The sequence below is a fragment of the Pantanalinema rosaneae CENA516 genome, from assembly GCF_050753385.1.
GTDB classification, from domain to species: Bacteria; Cyanobacteriota; Cyanobacteriia; order Leptolyngbyales; family Leptolyngbyaceae; genus Pantanalinema; species Pantanalinema rosaneae.
In genome coordinates, this window is sequence record NZ_JBLZFZ010000040.1 from 30,090 (window position 1) to 50,685 (window position 20,596).

At 50.1% G+C, this 20,596-nt stretch carries 15 protein-coding genes; 5 read left to right on the forward strand and 10 right to left on the reverse strand.

Going from position 1 to position 20,596, the window contains the following annotated elements; genetic code table 11:
* The first annotated feature begins 79 nt into the window (after window positions 1-79).
* The 4 genes from tig to ACN4EK_RS21140 all read left to right on the forward strand — a co-directional run bounded on the left by tig (window position 80) and on the right by ACN4EK_RS21140 (window position 5,016).
* Window positions 80-1,735, forward strand: coding sequence for a trigger factor (tig, locus tag ACN4EK_RS21125; RefSeq protein WP_431660178.1), 1,656 nt, complete (start codon window positions 80-82; stop codon window positions 1,733-1,735).
* Window positions 1,736-2,032: 297 nt separating this feature from the next.
* Window positions 2,033-2,647 carry an ATP-dependent Clp endopeptidase proteolytic subunit ClpP gene (gene clpP / locus ACN4EK_RS21130; RefSeq protein ID WP_431660198.1) on the forward strand — a complete coding sequence of 205 codons (615 nt, stop codon included), beginning with the start codon at window positions 2,033-2,035 and terminating at the stop codon, window positions 2,645-2,647.
* Window positions 2,648-2,656: 9 nt separating this feature from the next.
* Window positions 2,657-4,000 (forward strand): ATP-dependent protease ATP-binding subunit ClpX, encoded by a 1,344-nt coding sequence (gene clpX, locus ACN4EK_RS21135; RefSeq protein ID WP_431660179.1) that lies wholly within the window; start codon window positions 2,657-2,659, stop codon window positions 3,998-4,000.
* Window positions 4,001-4,107: 107 nt separating this feature from the next.
* On the forward strand, window positions 4,108-5,016 hold the full coding sequence (locus tag ACN4EK_RS21140) for an alpha/beta fold hydrolase (RefSeq protein WP_431660180.1): 909 nt from the start codon (window positions 4,108-4,110) through the stop codon (window positions 5,014-5,016).
* Window positions 5,017-5,091: 75 nt separating this feature from the next.
* Here ACN4EK_RS21140 and pheA read toward each other — a convergent pair whose 3' ends face one another.
* The gene (gene pheA / locus ACN4EK_RS21145; protein ID WP_431660181.1) at window positions 5,092-5,934 is read right to left on the reverse strand and encodes a prephenate dehydratase; all 843 of its coding nucleotides are present in this window, start codon (window positions 5,932-5,934) and stop codon (window positions 5,092-5,094) included.
* A gap of 338 nt (window positions 5,935-6,272) precedes the next feature.
* Here pheA and ACN4EK_RS21150 point away from each other — a divergent pair, with 338 nt between their 5' ends.
* On the forward strand, window positions 6,273-6,860 hold the full coding sequence (locus tag ACN4EK_RS21150) for a DUF1997 domain-containing protein (protein WP_431660182.1): 588 nt from the start codon (window positions 6,273-6,275) through the stop codon (window positions 6,858-6,860).
* 41 nt (window positions 6,861-6,901) lie between these two features.
* On the opposite strand, the gene ACN4EK_RS21155 is transcribed toward ACN4EK_RS21150, so the two are convergent.
* From ACN4EK_RS21155 to rpsG, 9 genes are all read right to left on the reverse strand, one after another.
* Window positions 6,902-7,588, reverse strand: a complete 687-nt coding sequence (locus ACN4EK_RS21155) for a ribonuclease HII (protein ID WP_431660183.1) — start codon at window positions 7,586-7,588, stop codon at window positions 6,902-6,904.
* Window positions 7,589-7,604: 16 nt separating this feature from the next.
* On the reverse strand, window positions 7,605-9,833 hold the full coding sequence (gene rne, locus ACN4EK_RS21160) for a ribonuclease E (RefSeq protein ID WP_431660184.1): 2,229 nt from the start codon (window positions 9,831-9,833) through the stop codon (window positions 7,605-7,607).
* A 391-nt stretch (window positions 9,834-10,224) separates the two neighbouring features.
* Window positions 10,225-12,939: a TIGR03960 family B12-binding radical SAM protein gene (locus ACN4EK_RS21165; protein WP_431660185.1), complete on the reverse strand. Its 2,715-nt coding sequence runs from the start codon at window positions 12,937-12,939 to the stop codon at window positions 10,225-10,227.
* 188 nt (window positions 12,940-13,127) lie between these two features.
* Complete coding sequence (locus ACN4EK_RS21170) at window positions 13,128-14,216, reverse strand: glycosyltransferase family 4 protein (RefSeq protein WP_431660186.1); 1,089 nt, start codon at window positions 14,214-14,216, stop codon at window positions 13,128-13,130.
* Between the two features lie 579 nt (window positions 14,217-14,795).
* Entirely contained in the window at window positions 14,796-15,449 is a 654-nt protein-coding gene (locus ACN4EK_RS21175; protein ID WP_431660187.1) for an LON peptidase substrate-binding domain-containing protein, read from the reverse strand.
* Window positions 15,450-15,870: 421 nt separating this feature from the next.
* Window positions 15,871-16,188: a 30S ribosomal protein S10 gene (rpsJ, locus tag ACN4EK_RS21180; RefSeq protein ID WP_431660188.1), complete on the reverse strand. Its 318-nt coding sequence runs from the start codon at window positions 16,186-16,188 to the stop codon at window positions 15,871-15,873.
* Between the two features lie 171 nt (window positions 16,189-16,359).
* The gene (tuf, locus tag ACN4EK_RS21185; RefSeq protein WP_431660189.1) at window positions 16,360-17,589 is read right to left on the reverse strand and encodes an elongation factor Tu; all 1,230 of its coding nucleotides are present in this window, start codon (window positions 17,587-17,589) and stop codon (window positions 16,360-16,362) included.
* 23 nt (window positions 17,590-17,612) lie between these two features.
* Window positions 17,613-19,736, reverse strand: coding sequence for an elongation factor G (fusA, locus tag ACN4EK_RS21190; protein ID WP_431660190.1), 2,124 nt, complete (start codon window positions 19,734-19,736; stop codon window positions 17,613-17,615).
* A gap of 234 nt (window positions 19,737-19,970) precedes the next feature.
* Window positions 19,971-20,441 (reverse strand): 30S ribosomal protein S7, encoded by a 471-nt coding sequence (gene rpsG, locus ACN4EK_RS21195; protein ID WP_431660191.1) that lies wholly within the window; start codon window positions 20,439-20,441, stop codon window positions 19,971-19,973.
* Window positions 20,442-20,596: the final 155 nt, after the last annotated feature.

The window sequence follows — 20,596 nt, forward strand, 5'->3', positions numbered from 1 at the left end:
GTCCGCTTTGCCTCTAAAACTCTTTCTAGAGTAGGTTTTCCCTCCTCACTGCCCACGCAACTGGATCACGATAACACCGATGAAAGTTACCCAGGAAAAACTTCCCGCCAGCCAACTTGGCTTGGAAATCGAAATCACGCCCGAAATGTCCAAAAAAGCTTATGAGCAGGTGATCCAAAAGCTCACCCGTTCTGCCAATATTCCTGGGTTTCGCAAGGGCAAAGTACCCCGACAAGTGTTGATTCAGCGGTTTGGCTCCAACTATATCAAGGCCACTGTCGTCGAGGAGTTAATCGACAGCAGCCTGAAGGCAGCCATCCAACAGGAAAAAATTGATGCTCTGGGCAACTTCCAACTCCGTTCCACCTTTGAAGAGCTAGTCCAACAATTTGATCCAGGTCAGGCATTAACCTTTTCGGCATCCGTCGATGTGCCACCAGAAGTCACATTGAAGCAATATGCCAATCTGTCGGTACAAGCGGAAGAAGTGAAACCGGATCCAGAGCGTGTCGATAAATTGCTGGAACAGTATCGGGAACAAATGGCAACGTTGGTTCCAGTTGAAGGACGATCGGCGCAAATGCAAGATGTTGCCGTGATCGACTTTAAGGGCGCATTACCAGGAGAGGATCCGGATGCCGAACCTGAGGAGTTTCCCGGTGGGCAGGCTCAAGATTTCCAGGTGGAACTGGCAGAAAGTCGCTTTATTCCTGGCTTTGTGGAAGGGATTGTCGGCATGAATCCCGGTGATATCAAAGAACTTCAGTTGCAGTTCCCAGAAGAGTATCCGCAGGAAGATCTGGCTGGGAAAAACGTGATTTTCACAATTACGTTGAAAGAACTGAAGGAAAAAGAACTGCCAGAACTGGATGATGATTTTGCCCAGGATGCCAGCAAGGATGAGTACCAAACCCTAGCAGAGCTACGGGAAGCTCTAGAAACTCGCTTCAATAAAGAGGCTGAGGACAAAACTAAAGCCAACCAGGAGCAAGCCATCCTAAATGAACTGCTCAAGCATATTGAGGTGGAACTGCCAGAAACTCTGGTAGATCGCGAGTTAACCTATATCCTTAACCAGACGGCGATGCAATTGCAGAATCAGGGCATCGACATCAAGCAACTGTTCAACCAGAACACCATTCCCATGTTCAAAGAGAGATCGCGTCCCGATGCGATCGATCGGATTAAACGGACTCTAGCCCTGGGTGAAGTTGCCAAGCAGGAGTCAATCCAAGTGACCCCTGAAGAAGTTTCTGCCAAAATCACAGAGCTTTTAGAAGAGGTATCCGAACAAGAGCGGCGAAATCTGGATGAGGAGCGCCTACACACCGTGATTGAAGATGATCTCCTGCGGGAAAAGGTGGTCAACTGGTTAATTGAACATACCAATATTGAGCTGGTGCCGGAAGGGAGCCTAGCGCAGCCAACCGAAGAGGCTGAAGACCTTGAAGCGGCAGAGTTAGAAGAAGTTTCTGAGGCAGAATCGTCGATCGACACGGCAACAGAAACGACAATTACCGTTGAGGCGACTGAAGTAGTTGAGCCTGAAGCGGCAGAGGAAACTGGTACGGCTGAGTCTCCAACAACTAAATCTAAGTCCAAAGCGAAGAAGACCTCTGCCAGCCCTGAGCCTGCGGCTGAAGCCCCAGAATCCTCCGAGGCGACCGCCTCTGGAAAAGCCACGAAGTCTCGTAAAACTAGCAAAACAAAATCCTCATCGGCTTCAGACGAATAAGCCTTGGAGCCATTTCTGGCAAAGTCTCTGCTCAGTAGGCTTGCCAGAGCAGCGTCATCCAAGGCTAAAATGACGACACAGATTCCTGCTCAGCAGCCCCCAGACCAAGATGAGTTGAGGCATAATTTGGATAGAAGAGTACGATCGCCGCATATTCCCGGTATACCGCAACCACTCAGTACACCCGAACCACGGCGACATTCCATGACCGACTCCACTATGTTTTTATCCAGTTCATCTGACTATTCGATTCACAGCCAGAATTCCCTGGACATTGGTTCACCTAGCCCCGCTAGTATGATTCCAATGGTCGTGGAACAGGCAGGTCGAGGAGAGCGTGCCTTTGACATCTACTCACGGCTGCTGAGAGAGCGGATTGTGTTTCTAGGAACACCGATCGATGATGCCGTAGCTGATTCGATCGTGGCGCAGCTTTTATTCCTGGAAGCCGAAGATCCTGAAAAAGATATTCAGCTTTACATCAACTCTCCGGGTGGCTCTGTCACAGCCGGTATGGCAATTTATGACACGATGCAGCAAGTTCGCTGTGATATCGTTACAATTTGCTTTGGGTTGGCTGCCAGTATGGGGGCCTTCTTGCTGACCGCCGGAACTCATGGTAAACGGATGTCTTTGCCTAATTCTCGAATTATGATCCACCAACCTCTCGGAGGTGCCCAAGGGCAAGCCGTGGATATCGAGATTCAGGCTAAAGAAATTCTTTATCACAAGCGGACACTGAATGAGCTACTGTCTTATCATTCTGGGCAACCGTTTGAACGGATTGAGGCAGATACGGAACGTGATTTCTTCATGTCCGCTGTCGAAGCCAAGGACTATGGGTTGATTGATCAGGTCATTTCCAAACATAATCTTCCCAAGACGGGAGAAGCTGTTACAGCAATTAAGTAAGAGGCAGATATGTCTAAGTACGACTCCCACCTCAAATGTTCCTTCTGTGGCAAGTCTCAGGAGCAAGTTCGTAAGTTGATTGCTGGACCGGGAGTCTACATTTGTGACGAATGTGTTGACTTATGTAACGAGATTCTAGACGAGGAATTGTTTGATTCCAGTGCGACAGCTCCTCAGCCTGTGCCTCGGCGGGAGCAATCCTCGGAAAAACGCAAGTCACGATCGGCGAACATTTCTCTCAGTCAAATTCCCAAGCCCAGAGAAATCAAAAAATATCTGGATGAACATGTGATTGGGCAGGATGATGCCAAGAAAATCCTCTCTGTGGCGGTTTACAACCATTACAAGCGGTTGAGTTTTATCCAGGCAAAAGGCAGCGGTAAAGTCTCGCCAGATGATGTTGTTGAGCTTCAAAAGTCCAATATTTTACTGATTGGACCGACAGGTTGCGGTAAAACTCTACTGGCTCAAACCCTGGCAGAAATTCTGGATGTCCCATTTGCCGTTGCGGATGCCACTACCCTGACGGAAGCAGGCTACGTCGGCGAAGATGTGGAAAACATCTTGCTACGACTGCTCCAGGTCGCTGATCTGGATGTGGAAGAGGCTCAACGCGGCATCATCTACATTGACGAGATCGACAAGATTGCTCGCAAGAGTGAAAATCCATCGATTACCCGCGATGTTTCCGGTGAGGGCGTACAACAGGCCTTACTGAAAATGCTGGAAGGGACGATCGCCAATGTGCCACCTCAGGGCGGTCGGAAACATCCCTATCAAGACTGCATCCAGATCGACACCAGCAATATCTTGTTTATTTGTGGTGGGGCATTTGTCGGCTTAGACAAAGCGATCGAGCAACGGATTGGCAAAAAGTCGATCGGGTTTATTCAACCGGGAGATACCCAATCCAAGGAAAAACGCGCTGCCGATGTCCTGAAGCATCTGGAACCAGATGATCTGGTGAAGTTTGGCATGATTCCTGAATTCATTGGGCGGGTTCCCGTTATGGCAGTCGTCAACCCCTTGGATGAAGATGCCCTGACGGCAATCTTGACTGAACCGAAGAGTGCTCTGGTGAAGCAGTATCAAAAACTGCTGAAGATGGACAATGTGATTCTCGAGTTTCGTCACGATGCGGTACGGGCGATCGCCCAGGAAGCCTATCGCCGCAAGACAGGAGCGCGGGCACTCCGCAGTATTGTGGAAGAGCTAATGCTGGATGTGATGTACGAGTTGCCCTCCCGCAAGGATGTGACTCGCTGCACCATTACCCGCGAAATGGTTGAGAAGCGATCGACGGCTGAACTATTGATGCATCCATCCTCCATTCCTAAACCGGAATCGGCTTAATTCGCTGACCATCCATTTATTAACGAATTTGAACACTGTAGGGACGTGAGCGATCGCGTCTCTACAATGTTTTTGGGGTCTAAGCATTGGAATCAAGTGGGAGCATTATGGCGTGTATTCAGGTGCGTGGGTTCAACCATTATTACGAATGGATTACCGCAGATAAAACCTCAGAACCAACCGGTAAGCCAGTCATGGTCTTTCAGCATGGTTGGGGTGGTTCAGCCCGCTACTGGGAGAGTACGGCTCGGGCAATTGCCGATAGCTTTGACTGCTTACTCTATGACATGCGGGGCTTTGGGCGATCGCAACGATCCAATCCAGCAGCGACCCAATCTCCAGCCCTCGTTACCTCTGTCATGGCGGATCCCCTCAGTTACGAGTTAGATAGCTATGCCGAGGATCTGGCAGGATTATTGGATGCGTTAGGGATCCAACGGATTTATCTGAATGCCCATTCGATGGGAGCCTCCGTTGCCGTCTTTTTTCTCAATTTGTATCCCGAACGGGTAGAACGAGCTATCCTCACCTGCAACGGCATTTTTGTATACGACGAAAAAGCCTTTAATGCCTTCTATAAATTCGGCGGTTATGTCGTTAAGTTTCGTCCTCGATGGCTATATGGGTTGCCTTACATGGACAGACTGTTTATGAAGCGGTTTCTCCACCGTCCCTTATCTCGCGACATTAGCCGCGCCTTTCTGGATGACTTTTTGATGGCGGACTATGAATCAGCCTTAGGAACCATTTTTACCTCCGTCAGCAAAAAAGCAACAGAGATCATGCCGCAGGAATTTGCTCGCATTACTGTTCCTACCCTACTTGTCTCTGGCGATCGCGATATTATCATCCCGGCTGAAATGGGTCGGCAAGCGGCGGAGCTTAACGATCGTATTGAGTACGTCGTCATTCCCGACACGGCTCACTTCCCCATGTTGGAAGATGCCCCGACCTATCTCCAGCATATCCGCGAGTTTTTAGGCATTAGCCAAGCAACCGTTGCTAGCCATCTCTAATCGTCAACTCTCTTGTTAACCGGGCGACCTTTCACCAGTCAGCAGTTCTCAATCATAGGTCAATTGACTGGCTGGTCAGGAGGCCGGCAAGATGTTGTAGCTACCAAACACCTTGAGGGTTTCTGTGTAGTGCTGTTTGAGATCTTCCAGCGCCTCTTGAACCGCCGGACTATGGGCATCAGCCTCTAAATCGATGAAAAATAGATAATCTCCTAACGATCGCTTCGTTGGACGGGATTCAATCCGAGTCAGATTGATTGAACGATCGGCAAATACCTGTAAGGGTTTGACTAATGCTCCCGGTGTGTCATGCACACTAAAGGCTAAAGACGTATAAGCACCACCGGGTGATGGTTGTAGACTCAGCACCCAAAACCGAGTGCAATTATCTGGATGGTCATTGATTGGACTGGTTAAAACTGGCACGTTGTAAAGTTGAGCCGCCCGTTCCGAAGCTACTGCTGCCGCCGTCGGTTCCTGTGCCAACCGTTGTACGGCTTCCGCCGTTGAATTCACAGCAATCAGTTGCGCTCCTGGCAGGGACGTTTCTAGCCACACCTGACATTGTGCCAACGCTTGCGGGTGCGAATACACCGTTTGAATATCCGTTAATGATTCCGTATAAGCAATCAGGGCATGAAAAATGGGTAATACCAGTTGCCCCTGAATCTGCAACTGATCCAATTGCCACAGGGTATCCAGAGTCGTCGTCACACTCCCCTCGATCGAGTTCTCTACCGGAACCACTGCCACATCCACCTGTCCTTGAGCCACCACTTGCAGAGTGCGAGTAATACTGGGACAGGGACATAACACCGTATCCTGTCCAGAGGCTTGCTTTAACCAGTTGGCATACTGAACTGCCGCCGTTTCGGCATTAGTACCAGAGGGTCCTAAATGTGCGATCGATACAGTCATAATCTCCCCAATCTGCAAGTCACCCTACGATACGATTAAACCGTGTTCAGCCCTAGCACTTCTCAGATTGTTCACATCGTGTCATGATTCCCAAACCAGTTGCCTTCAGCAGCTCAGTCAATTGATCAACCGTTGGTCTTCGGCAATCGACTCCCCCGCAGGAATTGAACCCTGTCGAGCATCGACCTACCCAAGCATAAAATCCCGAAAAGTCGTAACCTTAGCGGTGTATAGTATTTTTACTTAAACACAATCCTCTTCATATTTGTAACAATTGTTTAAAGTTAGTCATAGTTGCTAATTGTCCGGTTGCCGTTTATTCCTACTTAGCTCCTCAGATGGATACTCGTTTTACTGCCTCTCAATCCGTTGAACTTCCGGTAGCTGAACAACCAATTCCAATTCAGCACTACCTTCGCCAACCGCATCGCTTGGTGAATGCCCTGGCGGCTTCTAGCCGGATTGAGCCATTAGGTGAAGAAGTGTTTCGCCTGAAAATGCGACCGCTATCTTTCATGATGGTCAGTCTTCAGCCGATCGTGGACTTACAAGTCTGGGCAGAACCCGACGGCACAGTCCACCTCCGTTCCGTCCGTTGTGAAATTCGCGGCATTGAATACATCAACCAACGATTTGCCTTGAATTTAGTCGGCAAATTGCAGCCACGGCAGTTAAAGCAAACCACTTATCTTGTTGGCAAAGCCGATCTGGAAGTTACGGTAGAAATGCCCCCTCCCCTGATGTTTACGCCCAAACCCATTCTAGAAACGACGGGGAATGGTCTACTAAAAAGCGTACTCCTGACGATTAAACAACGTTTGATGCACCAACTCTTAGTTGATTACCAGGAGTGGGCTGGTTCTCACCCAGCGACCGAATCACCGGTTCCAGTCCGTCGGTTATCGCCAAACAGTCCGATCGCCTGATCAACCTGACCCAGCACTTGACCAGATCCCTCTTTGATCCATCACACTAGCTTTGAGCCAACATTAAGCTCCTCAGCCGGATAGGAGGATAGGTCAGGCGATCGGCAAGGACTAAACGAGCGACGATGGTAGCAGGATGCCCCATATTGGCTCAGAGCCAGCCGATGCGACGGTGTGCCATACCCTTTATTTCGCCCTAAATCATATTGGGGATATTTCACTGCCAGTCGGGTAATCAAACTATCCCGCCAGACCTTAGCCAGAATACTGGCCGCCGCGATCGCTAAAGACCGTTGATCCCCTTTGACGATCGTCTGTTGGGGTATCTCTAGTCCAGGAATCCGTTGATTACCATCCACCAGACAGAGATCAGGCTGCACCTTCAGTCGCAAAATCGCGCGTTTCATTGCCAGCAACGACGCTTGCAGGATATTTAAGCGATCGATCTCCCGTACTGACGCATAGCCAATCCGGCAATCTAGCGCCAGTTGTGGAATCTGGATCGCGAGTTGAGTCCGTTGATCTGCCGAAAGTTGTTTACTATCAGTCACTCCAGCGACCAGTAAGGGCTGAACGGCAGCCTCCGGCAGAATCACGGCGGCAGCGACCACAGGGCCAAACAGAGCACCACGCCCAACCTCATCCACTCCAGCGATCGTCTGGTAGGACTCTTTCCATTCCGTCAATCCTGGAATAGCAAGCTGCTGGCTAGGGGTAGAGCGTGGCATCACGACCTCTCACGCATCAATCATGCGCCGTTGCCGACGATCGACGACGACGGCGGCGATTAACAGCATTGCTATCCGTTAGGTCTGGTTCACCGGTTGCCTCAGCCGCAGACTCATCAGCAGATGGCTCTGTATCATCAGCAGAACTGGAGGCAGCACTCGTCGGTAGAGGCGCACTCCCTCGCGGCGGCTCCTCGGGAGATCGAACAGACACGATCGCCGGTGGAGTTGAAGCCTGACCAGGCAGAACCACAGAAACGACTGCCGATTTCGGATTTTTCACTTCCTGGTTGGATAGCACTAGGGGCGAAACCCCCATCCAGGCAAACACTTCCTGCTCCTCTGGAGTCATTTCTACGGCTACCACCTCTGGAGGAGTTGCTGGCAGCTTATTGCCATCCCGCTTCGATCGTCCCCGTTTTTCTTCGATCGGAGGGAATGAACTCGGTTCTGAAACTCCAGAAGCACTTTCTTGCAGAGGCTCTACCTCTCGTCCAGGAGGGACAAACTCCTTACCTGCTGCAGGCGGAAGGGTTTTCCCAGAACGACCGCGACCCCGACCACCCCGAGTTGGTGGCTCCGATCGCCGACTCCGTACCACAGGTAGATCATCCGTAGCAAACTCATCACCATCAGGTTCAAGCTCTGGACTTGTTGCCAACTCCGGCGGCGGCAGTGGACTTCCTGATGCTCGACTATCATCCCAACTGCCCCGGCGTTGTTCCCGACCCGGCGGCAAATCTTCCCCAACCCGACGACGACGACGACGACGATTCGCTCCCATCTCTTGATAGCTCGGATGATGGGTTAGCTCCTGTAAATCCGGTGACTCTTCATCATAACTGCGGTCTTCCCACACTAAACCACCAGACACCGGAATATCGGGCAATCCAGGCTCACGGTTTTCTCGCCCCCGTCCGCGTCCTTCCGCATTGCGTTCTACCGGGCGATACTCTGGGAATGCTGGCAGTGCGGTGCGTTCAACTAGATCCCCAACACTTTCCTCCGGTTCACCCGGCAGATGCCCTAAATGCCCTAAACCACCACACTGCGGACAGGTTCGCCCAAACAACTCATAGATATTTTTGCCCTGCCGCTTGCGGGTTAGCTCTACCAACCCCAGTTCAGACAATTGGGCAATCTGAGGACGGGCTTTGTCAGCTCGCAGTGCTTTATTGAAATGCTCCAAAACTTGGAGTTTGTCTCGATGGGACTCCATATCAATAAAGTCCACAACAATCACCCCAGCGATGTTCCGGAGGCGTAATTGGCGGGCAATTTCCGTCGCCGCTTCACAATTCGTCCACAATACGGTTTCACGGGCGGTTGCCGATCGCGTAAACGAGCCTGAGTTAACATCAATCACCGTTAACGCTTCTGTGCGCTCGATAATAATGTAGCCACCAGAGGGCAAGTCTACTCGCGGCTTCAAAGCTTCACGAATTGCCGCATTAATTCGGAAATATTCCAGGATGGCAATCCGATCTCGGTGGTGATCAATAAACACCCCCTGCGGCATTCTGCCCCCACCCCAGTTCATTAACTGTTGCTTGACTCGTTTCAAGCCAGTATGGGAATCCACGACAATGCGGTTAACATCGGCACTGTAGACATCCCGCAACACGCGTTGAATAAAATCATCATCCCGATTCAACAGCGCTGGTGCCCGCGTTGATGTCGCCTCCTGGAGAATCGCTTCCCACTGCCGCTGAAGATTTTCCAGATCCTCAATAATCGCTTCCTCTGGCATCCCCTCGGCTTCGGTTCGCACGACCAGACCCATGCCTGCCGGTTTAATCAAAATTGCCAATGCCCGTAAGCGATTCCGCTCATTTTCATTCCGAATCCGGCGCGATAAATTCACCCCTTTGTTATAGGGCATCATCACCAAATAGCGACCCGGCAACGAGATATTTCCGGTCAGGCGTGGGCCTTTGTTGCCCGTCGGCTCCTTCATCACCTGCACCAACACTTTTTGTTGGGGCACCAGTAATTCTGTAATTGAACCCGCCGTGCGCCGCAGTCTTAACGGCCCTAAGTCACTCACATGAATAAACCCATTGCGTTCAGAATCCCCAATATTCACAAACGCGGCATCAATTCCAGGTAAAACATTTTCGACTACACCAAGATAAATATCGCTAACTTGATGGCTACCCGTTGCCACAATCAATTCTTGGATTTGTTCTTCGGAAAAAACGGCAGCGATGCGATGCTGCTCTGCGATAATAATTTGCTTTGGCATTCAGTTTCCTCAAGAATGAGCAATCACGAGGACTAAGGACATCTCTGGCTCCCCGCCTGTGCTTTGGTGGACATTATTACGTTCAGATAGAAGCCCTAGAACTACACATAAGACAGATTCGGACACTCCCGTCTTGAGGTGAGGGAGAGCCTAGCCGCCTCAAGGTAGTTGAGTGCGGTGATAGACGGTAAAACTAACTACAGTCAGTGCTTAAATTCAAGATGCCCATTCATCGGACACCAAGACTGGCGAATTAAAGAAAAAGCCTGAGGTAAGCTGTGTCTAAATACTAAACACTGAGCTATCCAGCGGTATCCCTGGGAGTCTCCAGTCCACAACAGCCTCTATTGAAAAGCATTATAACGTGCAGAGATTTCTCTGCCACTAAAATTCACGAATCCATCATGGATACAGGGAAAGCATCGGTCAAAATTAACCGTTGGCGATGAGTATTCAGGAGTTGTAAGGGTCGCTCAGAAACCTGTTCTAACATGTGTACTACCTGTTCAGGACGGAGTAACGTACCATCATTCCGGCAACTACCGATGTAACGAAATGTAACTTCAGGAGAGATTGATGCGAGTTGCAGGTCAAATAACCGATCGCGCAAATTAATCGACTGCACCTTGCCGGATTTGGTGGTATGTTCTATCCAAATTGCCTCGCTTGCCAATAGGGTATCTACCCAATGGTGCCAGTCCGAGTCAGTCGGTTCTGACATAGGTGCGGCTGGATCAGTTGCCTGATCATCCGTGGAAAAAACTAGACCGATCGTAATCACATATTCGGCTTGCGTCAGGGATTGGGTGGCGGCGGGAGCCTGGATATCCACCGCTTCCGCCTGATAGATCGGTAGGTTTGGCGGTAGTTGAGCCGCTAACCGCTCTCGAAACTCTGTAACTGCGATCGCCTCGGTCAGTTCAAAGTCAACAATCTCACCCGAACTGGTCACCCCTAACGGTAGGGCATTGGCTGGAATAATCCGTGGATTGGGATGGAAGCCGCCCGTAAACGCGATCGGTAGGGCAGCCCGCCGAACCGCGCGATCGAACAACCGCATCAGATCCAGATGGCTGACTAATGCCATGTCACCCTGTTTGCCCAGCCAGACTCGGATTCGTTGTACTCGTTGCTGGTTCGGTTGAAACTGTCCGGCAAAACTGGGAATGGGTTGGGGAGGAACAACAACGTTATGACCAAAATCTAACCCACACACGCCACAGTGAGAACAGCCATCAAACGAGCAATCCGGCACCGTTGCCGTCGCCAATGCCCGTTGTAAGTCATCCTGCAACCACTGTTTATCGATTCCTGTATCCAGATGATCCCAGGGTAGCGGTATCTCCAGACTAAGATAGGGGCGAGCAGCTTCTGAATCACTTGACTCTAGGCGATTGTCACCCACGTCCTGAGTGGCAAAGACATTCCATTCTCCCTGTTCCACCTGGCGATATTTCCAGGTCAAGTCAGCCTCCGCGATCGCCTGAGTCCAAGCAGAAAAAGCCCGATCCAGGCTTTCCATCCAGGAGTCCATCCCTGCCCCCAGTTCCCACGCCCGTCGGATCACCGGAGCTAAACGGCGATCGCCCCGTCCGACAAAATCTTCCATTGCCGAAATGCGCACATCGGTGAAGTTAACCTTTAAACCGCGAAGACGGCGAAACTCGGCTTTTAACAAGGCTTGTTTCCGTTCTAGCTCCGCCGTAGACACCGAATGCCACTGAAACGGAGTATGGGGTTTGGGCGTAAAGTTAGAAATGGTCAGATTAAAGGCAAGGGGCTTGCGACCTTTGATCCAGCATTCTCGCTGTAACCAGCGCACCGTTTCAGCAATGCCCAGCACATCCACATCCGTCTCTCCGGGCAAGCCAATCATGAAGTAGAGTTTGACCTTACTCCATCCCTGTTCATAGGCTGTTTTGACTCCCCGCAGCAGTTCCTCGTTGGTCAAGCCTTTGTTAATGATGTCGCGTAAGCGCTGTGTCCCAGCCTCCGGAGCAAAGGTAATCCCCGTAGGTCGGTTTCCACCCAGGATGTTAGCAATATTTTCATCAAAGCGATCGACCCGTTGGCTTGGTAAGGAAAGGGTAACGTTTTCATCCTTCAGCCGATTCTTAATCTCCATCCCAACGGCTGGTAGCGCTAGATAATCGGAACAACTGAGGGATAGCAGCGAAAACTCGTTATACCCAGTGGCTCGCATCCCTTCCGTGATCGCTTCAATCACCGCTTCAGGTTCCACATCCCGAGCGGGACGGGTCAGCATTCCCGGTTGGCAAAACCGACAACCCCGGGTACACCCCCGCCGAATTTCCACCGTCAGGCGATCGTGAATGGTTTCAATATAAGGGACAGGTCCGATCGAGTAGGCTGGCATGGGAGTAGCGACCCGCCGCAACACTCGCTCTGGTACCTCGGGATGATTGGGATGCACAGAACCATCCGGAGCCATGTCATAAAAGTGAGGCACATAAACTCCGGGTACCTGCGCCAAATCCAACAGCAGTTGCTCACGGGTCAACCCTGCTACCTTACCTTCTTCGACAATCAGCCCAATTTCCGGCAGTAATTCCTCGCCATCCCCGAGCGCAATAAAGTCAAAAAACTCAGCGTAAGGCTCCGGATTAGAAGTAGCGGTTTGTCCACCCGCAAAAATCAGGGGATAACTACCCTGAGCAACATCCCAGCGATTGGTCGCCAGCCGTTCTCGCCCAGTCAGCGGAATTTCCGCCAGCGCTAACATTTCCAGAATATTAGTTGCGCCTAATTCATAACTGAGGCTGAACCCCAAAATATCAAAGTCCGTTAGACCCCGACGGGATTCCACGGCAAATAGAGGGGTTTGGGTAGCCCGTAATTTTGCCGCCAAGTCAGGAGCCGGTAAATATGCCCGATCGCATAACTGTCGGGGTTGCACATTTAAAATGCTGTAGAGGATGAAGTGCCCTAAATTCGACGCTCCTACCTCATAAACCTCAGGATAGGTCAACGCCCAACGAACCGATGCCGACTCCCAGGGCTTATGCACCGCCCCCATTTCATTGCCCAAATAACGGGCGGGTCGAAGAATTTCTGGAGTTAATAATGTTTCAACGGCAACTGCCACAACAAATTCAGTCCTCTAGCTGCGATCGGCGGTTGCAGGGATTGCACCACTGACAGACCCCAGGCCCTTGCCACAGTGGATTTAACAGTCGATCAATCCCTGCTGGAGATACTGATACTCAAGTCTCCTTGCACTGCCCAGTATACCGAAAGTTCCTGAGAACCGCTTGCCCTGAAGTCATGGCAAAATTAGGTGGACACTTTCACCCGATCGACCGCATGATATAAAGCCGCTTCAAACTGTCTGGCCGCATCTTCCCATGTGTAGTTCATCACTTTGTGATAAGCCGTGTCAGACATCATTTTCCAGGTGGCATTAGAACAATGACAAATTTGGGCGATCGCCCGTGCCATATCTTCTGGATCGTCTGGTTTGACTAAAATCCCCGCCCCATCGCTGAGCATTTCCGGGGCAATCCCGATCGGGGTGCCAATCACTGGAGTACGACAAGCCATCGCTTCTAAGATGGGTAGACCTACAGCTTCATAGCGACTCGGAAATAACCAAGCATCACAGGATGAGTAGTACTCTCGCAGTTGATGTTGTTGAGGATGAGGATTGTATTGGACGTTCGTTAGAAAGGGTACATCTAAAGGATGACCAAATCCAAAGGCAACCAAGCGCAGGTCAGGTACTTGTTGAGCCGCCAACTCTAACGCTTTCAGTGCAATATCACAGCCTTTCCAGGTAGTCGTGTTGTACAACATACCAAACGTTGTCACCACTTGCTTATCACGCTCTGGGGCAAAGAACTGTTGAGTATCTACACTGGGAGGAACAACACAGACCTTGCGATCGCCAAACCGCAGCATCAGTAAATCGCGAATCCAATTCGCCACCGTAATCTTATGCAATGGCAGCCGATAGGTTGCTTCTACTGCCTCCTGAGATAAGTAATCAAATGTTTCATAATGTTGGATATAATAAACCTTGGCTCCCTTCGATGGAGCTAGCTTCGCGACCCAATTGGCGGTTTGCCACCAGGTTGCAATAACAATGTCAGCATCGGGCAGGTCATCCGTCGTCACAGGTCGGTGTTGCTCCAGGATGTGACAGGTCAGCCCTAACCGCTCAAAGTGATCCAGTTGCATCTGTGCTGGCACTAACGGCTCTCGTCTTAGGACAGATTTGATTCGTTCCTTGAGCGTTGGTTGAGGCGGAGGTACAGCAACTAAGCAAACATCATGACCAAGCTTTTGTAACAGACTGGCATAGATGGCAACGACACGCATTCCACCTGTCAAGTTTGGAACAGGATTCACAAACGTTATTTTCATAAATCTTATTACCTGAAATTGGTAGCGACCTACCGCATCTGGGAATTTCTACCGTGAGTCAAGGAACGTAAGAGACAACAACCTACGTGAAATTCCCTAAATTGCTAATACCAACCATAGCCTCAAATCGTTTTTATAGAGAAAAGCCGATTGAGAAAACCTAAAACTTTAAAAAATGCCTATATCACTAAAAAAATTTGATTAAGTTCGCCCCTGGAGTGATCCACTATACAGAATATATGCTTTAACTGCTCGCTAGTAGAATATAGTCTGGCATCTCATTCAATTAATTTCTCAGGAGATTATGGTGCGCTAGACAACGCAACACTATCAATCATCTAGCGAATAGCGACCCATGACATCCTCAAGCTGGGTTAACCGACTTATCAAACCTATTTCAACAGCCTCTATCTAATCAACTTCGTGGTTGTCCAATGAAATCAATCGGTCACTGCACACCAGCAAGTTGATTAGGGTGAGCTTTGCAAGTCTGCAACCTGTCCCAGCCCCGTCAACCTCTTTGTAACGGGCACCTTAGTCTCAATGCGACTCACGTTAACGATCGCAGCCAATATCCAGTTACATCGATGGATCGGTAAAAGTTTCCTTCAACACCGTCCGAGCCGCTAAATAGTTGCGGGTGGAAGTCAAAATTTCCGCTTCTCGCTCTAACCGGGCGGCGGTATTCTGCATTTCTAAGAGCGATTGCTTCTCATCTGCTACCCCATACAGGTTACTGGCAATCCAGTAGGACAGTTCCAGCGGCAGATCCGGCATTGTTTCTGGCAATTCAATATCTTGTTCCGTTAGTTTTGCCGATAACCGCACCACATCTTGGAGCAACTGCGCCACATTCCCCGCCAAAGGACGTAAATCTTGCTCACTCGGGTGATCTTCGATCCACTCAACTAAGCCAACCCGATAGGGCTTCTCTCGCACATATTCCAGAACTCGAAACCGCTGTTGCCCCAATGTTTGAATCTTCATGCGATCATCTGGCAACCGTTGAAATCGAACAATTTCAGCACAGCATCCTACAGCGGCTGGCTTACCTTGCACCTGATCCCACATGAGGACACCAAATCGTCGATCCGTTTCCAGGATCGTGTTCATCATAATCCGATAGCGAAATTCAAAAATATGCAGGGGCAGTGGTCGTCCTGGGAATAAAACCACTTCTGGCAGGGGAAATAACGGAAGTTCTCGGACTGCGATCGAGGAAGAGGATGCCATTCGTTAATTAGTAAAGACAGCCGTTCTTGTTCTACTCTAGCCCATCTCGCGTATGGATTAGCAGCGAAAAAGCACTTCTCAGAGCGATTCCCTCAGAAGTGCTAGTTATTTTGGGAGCAGATCGCGATGCCCACGGATCACCCAGCTGAACCAGGAAAGCCGGAGACAACCTTTCAGATCGCCCATACACGATAAGTCCATTGCAGATCAAATTCTAGAAACGGGTTTTAAAGCGATTTTTAGAAAACAAAATACCTGTAAGGGCAGGTTTAGCAGATCGCTTGCCGGATGCAGCAGCCTTTTCAACGAAACCTACCCCTACAACCGAGGTATCTTTTCTCCCAGAAATCGCCTAATTTGTCACCACTTAAATCCCGTCCTAGCACTAGAACTATGAGCAACCATTCGGTGCGTTAGCACACTAGAGTTTAACTTCAATATCAACACCTGCTGGCAAGTCCAGTTTCATCAATGCGTCAATTGTTTTAGACGAAGGTTGATAAATATCAATGATGCGATGATGCGTCCGAGTTTCAAAGTGTTCACGCGAATCTTTATCTACGTGAGGTGAACGCAAAACGCAATAGATCCGGCGCTTAGTCGGTAATGGAATTGGACCGATCGCGGTTGCATTTGTGCGATTCGCAGTATCAACAATTTTTTCGCAGGAAGCGTCTAACAACCGCCGATCAAATGCTTTCAGCCGAATCCGAATCTTCTGTTGTTGAATCGTTGCCATAAATACCACTCAAATTGTCAAGGTTCTGAACAAACAGACAAGCCATTAAAGTTAGCCAGATGGGCTACCGCAGAATATTTGGCTTGACCCTGAATTGAGCCAAGCCAAATATTCTTAAGCCCTACCGCTATTAACAAGCAAGATTGAGCCGCTAATAGACAGAAACGGGAACTACTTCAGGATCTTAGCAACGACACCGGCACCAACGGTACGACCACCTTCACGAATTGCAAAGCGCATTCCTTGCTCAATCGCGATCGGGTTGATCAGTTCCACAGTCATCTTAATCCGGTCACCGGGCATCACCATTTCGGCAGCAGAACCATCATCTGCCGTGAAGTCGCTGATGGTACCTGTCACATCGGTGGTACGCACATAGAATTGAGGCTTGTAGCCGGGGAAGAACGGAGTGTGGCGACCACCTTCCTCTTTCTTGAGAATGTACACCTCAGATTCAAACTTGGTATGAGGGGTAATGGAACCGGGCTTCGCCAATACCATGCCCCGCTCAATATCCGCCTTTTGAATCCCCCGCATCAGGATGCCAGCGTTATCACCCGCCATCCCTTCTTCCAAGCTCTTCTTGAACATCTCGATCCCGGTAACCACCGTTTCACGAGTCGGGCGAATGCCAACGATCTCAATCTTGTCGTTGAGCTTGACAGAACCCCGCTCAATCCGACCCGTTGCTACCGTTCCCCGACCCGTAATCGAGAACACGTCTTCAACTGCCATCAGGAACGGCTTGTCAACTTCCCGTTCAGGCGTGGGGATGTAAGCATCCACTTCATCCATGAGTTGGTAGATCGCATCAACCCACTCATTTTCGCCCCGCTTCAACTTGGGATTAGCCACCATAGCTTCCAGAGCTTGCAGAGCAGAACCAGCCACGATCGGGATATCATCGCCAGGGAACTCGTAGGAACTGAGAAGTTCACGCACTTCCAGTTCCACCAGTTCTAGCAGTTCGTCATCATCGACCATGTCTTTCTTGTTTAAGAAGACAACAAGCCTGGGTACACCAACCTGTCTAGCCAGCAGAATGTGTTCCCGCGTTTGAGGCATCGGACCATCGGCGGCCGACACCACCAGAATGGCACCGTCCATTTGAGCCGCACCCGTGATCATGTTCTTCACATAGTCAGCGTGTCCGGGGCAATCAACGTGAGCATAGTGACGCTCAGCCGTTTCATATTCTACGTGAGCCGTATTGATGGTGATACCACGAGCCTTTTCTTCCGGTGCAGCATCAATTTCATCATACTTTTTAGCCGCCGCCTGACCCAGGGCAGCCAGGGTCATGGTAATGGCAGCCGTGAGTGTCGTTTTACCATGGTCAACGTGACCGATGGTACCAATGTTGACGTGAGGTTTAGTCCGTTCAAACTTTGCACGTGCCATGAGTTATGCGTTCCTTTTCCTGATTATGCGTTCCCTTTACTTTTAGCGATGATTGCTTCGGCCTCGCTACGGGGCACCTCGTCGTAGTTGCTAAACTCCATCGAGAAGATTCCCCGACCCTGGGTCTTGGTTCGGATATCTGTAGCATATCCAAACATCTTTGCCAATGGAACCTTTGCAGTTACTTTGGCAATTCCACCCTCATTATCCTGTCCTTCAATTTGACCCCGACGAGAGTTCAGGTCACCAATGACGTTCCCAATGAAATCATCCGGAACTTCCACCTCAACTTTCATCATCGGCTCTAGCAAGACAGGAGATGCTTTCATCACAGCATTCTTAATCGCCATTGATCCAGCAATCTTGAATGCCATTTCTGAAGAGTCTACTTCGTGGTACGAGCCATCCACCAATGTGGCTTTGACATCAATCACTGGATAGCCAGCTAAAATGCCAGACTCACAGGCTTCTCTCATCCCTTGTTCAGCCGGAGAGATATATTCCTTAGGAACAGCACCACCAACAATTTTAGAGACAAACTCGAACCCACTACCAGGCTCACCGGGTTCTAGTTCAATCACCACGTGACCGTACTGCCCCTTACCACCACTCTGACGAACAAACTTACCTTCGGTACGAACTGGCTTACGCACGGTTTCCCGGTAAGCGACCTGAGGAGCACCGACATTCGCTTCAACTTTAAACTCCCGCAACATGCGATCGACCAGGATTTCCAGGTGAAGTTCACCCATCCCAGCAATCACCGTTTGGTTCGTCTCCGCATCGACACTGACTCGGAACGTTGGATCTTCCTCAGATAACGCTTGCAGTGCCTTGGAGAGTTTCTCCATATCCTGCTTCGTCTTCGGTTCCACGGCTACCGAGATCACAGGTTCTGGAATAAATAGCGATTCCAGAATCACCGGAGAGTCTTCAGCACAGAGGGTATCTCCTGTGAGGGTATTCGATAGACCTGGGATAGCACCCAAATCCCCTGCCCGCAACTCTTCGACATCAATCCGATCGTCTGCTTTCAACACAATTAACCGGGAAACCCGCTCTTTTTTGTTCTTAGTTGAATTCAGAACATAAGTGCCTTTCTTCAACACCCCGGAGTACACTCGCACGAAGGTGAGGCGACCCACAAACTTATCTGACATCACCTTAAATGCCAGAGCCGAGAGCGGGGCTTCATCATCGGCTTGGCGCTCGGTAGAGCTACCATCCGATAAAGTGCCTTGAATGGCTGGAACATCTAATGGAGAGGGTAGGTAATCAATCACCGCATCCAGCACCAACTGGACACCCTTGTTTTTGAAGGCAGAGCCACACAGCATCGGCACGATCGAGCCATCAATCGTCCCTTTACGCAGTGCTGCTTTAATTTCAGCCTCAGTCAGATCTTCGCCTTCCAGGTATTTCTCCATCAAGGCATCATCGGTTTCAGCTACGGATTCCACCAGCTTGAGGCGAAACTCTTCGGCTTGCTCCTGTACATCCTCAGGAATGTCTGCTTCCTGAATATCTGTACCGATATCATTCTTGTAGATGTAAGCCTTCATCCGAACGAGATCGACAATCCCACGCAGTTGATCTTCGCTACCAATCGGCAGTTGGATCGGCACAGCATTCGCCCGCAAGCGATCGCGGATTTGCCCATAGACCTTGTAGAAATTCGCCCCGGTTCGATCCATCTTATTGACAAAGACGATCCGAGGAACGCTATAGCGATCGGCTTGCCGCCATACCGTTTCAGACTGAGGTTGAACTCCACCCACCGAGCAAAAGACAGCAATTACGCCATCTAGCACTCGCATGGAGCGTTCTACCTCGATCGTGAAGTCTACGTGCCCTGGAGTATCAATGATATTAATCTTGTACTCCGGCTCTCCAGCTAGTGGCTTGGTTGGATTCGATGGATCCCGACGAGTCCATGAGGTACTAATCGCGGCAGCGGTAATGGTAATGCCTCGCTCCCGCTCCTGCTCCATCCAATCCGTAGTAGCAGTTCCCTCGTGGACTTCACCAATTTTGTGAACCACGCCAGAATAAAACAGAATCCGCTCTGTTGTTGTTGTTTTGCCAGCATCAATGTGAGCGGCAATCCCGATATTTCTAACTAATTCGAGCGGGACAGTACGTGGCACAACTACCTCCTTAGTCTCTGCCGCAATAGTTATTGCGTTACTGCTCTGTTAAGATTTTATACTTTTTTGATTGCCATAGAGGGACGAGCACTCACTCCCTAGCCATCCGCCAGCCAGACTGGCATTTCAAAACCCAGCACCCGTCTGAGTCAACAGCGCGGGACTATTAAACCAAAAAAATGTTCTGCTCAGAAATCGTCCTACAGACTGAATCTCTGCAAACTGACTACGAGCTTAGTAGCGATAGTGGGCAAACGCCTTGTTTGCTTCTGCCATCCGGTGGGTCTCTTCCCGCTTACGAATCGCACTTCCTGTCTCGTTCGCTGCATCCATCAGTTCGTTGGCTAACTTACCTGCCATCGTCCGACCTGCCCGCTGCCGCGAAAACTGAATCAGCCACCGTAGGGCTAAGGCAGTACCACGATCTGAACGCACTTCAACCGGAACTTGATAGGTAGCGCCCCCTACCCGACGTGCCTTCACCTCAACGAGCGGTGTTGCATTCTTCACAGCCCGTTCAAATACTTCGATCGGATCTGTGCCAGTCCGTTGCTTGATGGTTTCAAAGGCATCATAAATGATGCGATTCGCGAGTGATTTTTTACCACTCCGCATAATCCGCCGTACCATCATGCTGACAAGGCGAGAATTATAAACCGGATCAGGAGGAACAGGGCGCTTTTGGATAACAGTACGACGGGACATAGTCAGCCTTTTGGATGTTACAGAACAGGAAGATAGTGTTTAGAACAAATGACAACGAAAAACTTAACTAGAAACAAGCCTAGACAGCAGTGTGAGCCACGACAACACCCTGAAACTTGGCATTATGACAGATTTCAGAACTGGCGTGACTATAG

Bases quoted from the DNA above. Each gene is read 5' to 3' on its own strand.
- tig (WP_431660178.1), top strand. From the start codon at position 80: ATGAAAGTTACCCAGGAAAAACTTCCCGCCAGCCAACTTGGCTTGGAA.
- clpP (WP_431660198.1), top strand. From the start codon at position 2,033: ATGATTCCAATGGTCGTGGAACAGGCAGGTCGAGGAGAGCGTGCCTTT.
- clpX (WP_431660179.1), top strand. From the start codon at position 2,657: ATGTCTAAGTACGACTCCCACCTCAAATGTTCCTTCTGTGGCAAGTCT.
- ACN4EK_RS21140 (WP_431660180.1), top strand. From the start codon at position 4,108: ATGGCGTGTATTCAGGTGCGTGGGTTCAACCATTATTACGAATGGATT.
- pheA (WP_431660181.1), bottom strand. From the start codon at position 5,934: ATGACTGTATCGATCGCACATTTAGGACCCTCTGGTACTAATGCCGAA.
- ACN4EK_RS21150 (WP_431660182.1), top strand. From the start codon at position 6,273: ATGGATACTCGTTTTACTGCCTCTCAATCCGTTGAACTTCCGGTAGCT.
- ACN4EK_RS21155 (WP_431660183.1), bottom strand. From the start codon at position 7,588: ATGCCACGCTCTACCCCTAGCCAGCAGCTTGCTATTCCAGGATTGACG.
- rne (WP_431660184.1), bottom strand. From the start codon at position 9,833: ATGCCAAAGCAAATTATTATCGCAGAGCAGCATCGCATCGCTGCCGTT.
- ACN4EK_RS21170 (WP_431660186.1), bottom strand. From the start codon at position 14,216: ATGAAAATAACGTTTGTGAATCCTGTTCCAAACTTGACAGGTGGAATG.
- ACN4EK_RS21175 (WP_431660187.1), bottom strand. From the start codon at position 15,449: ATGGCATCCTCTTCCTCGATCGCAGTCCGAGAACTTCCGTTATTTCCC.
- rpsJ (WP_431660188.1), bottom strand. From the start codon at position 16,188: ATGGCAACGATTCAACAACAGAAGATTCGGATTCGGCTGAAAGCATTT.
- tuf (WP_431660189.1), bottom strand. From the start codon at position 17,589: ATGGCACGTGCAAAGTTTGAACGGACTAAACCTCACGTCAACATTGGT.
- rpsG (WP_431660191.1), bottom strand. From the start codon at position 20,441: ATGTCCCGTCGTACTGTTATCCAAAAGCGCCCTGTTCCTCCTGATCCG.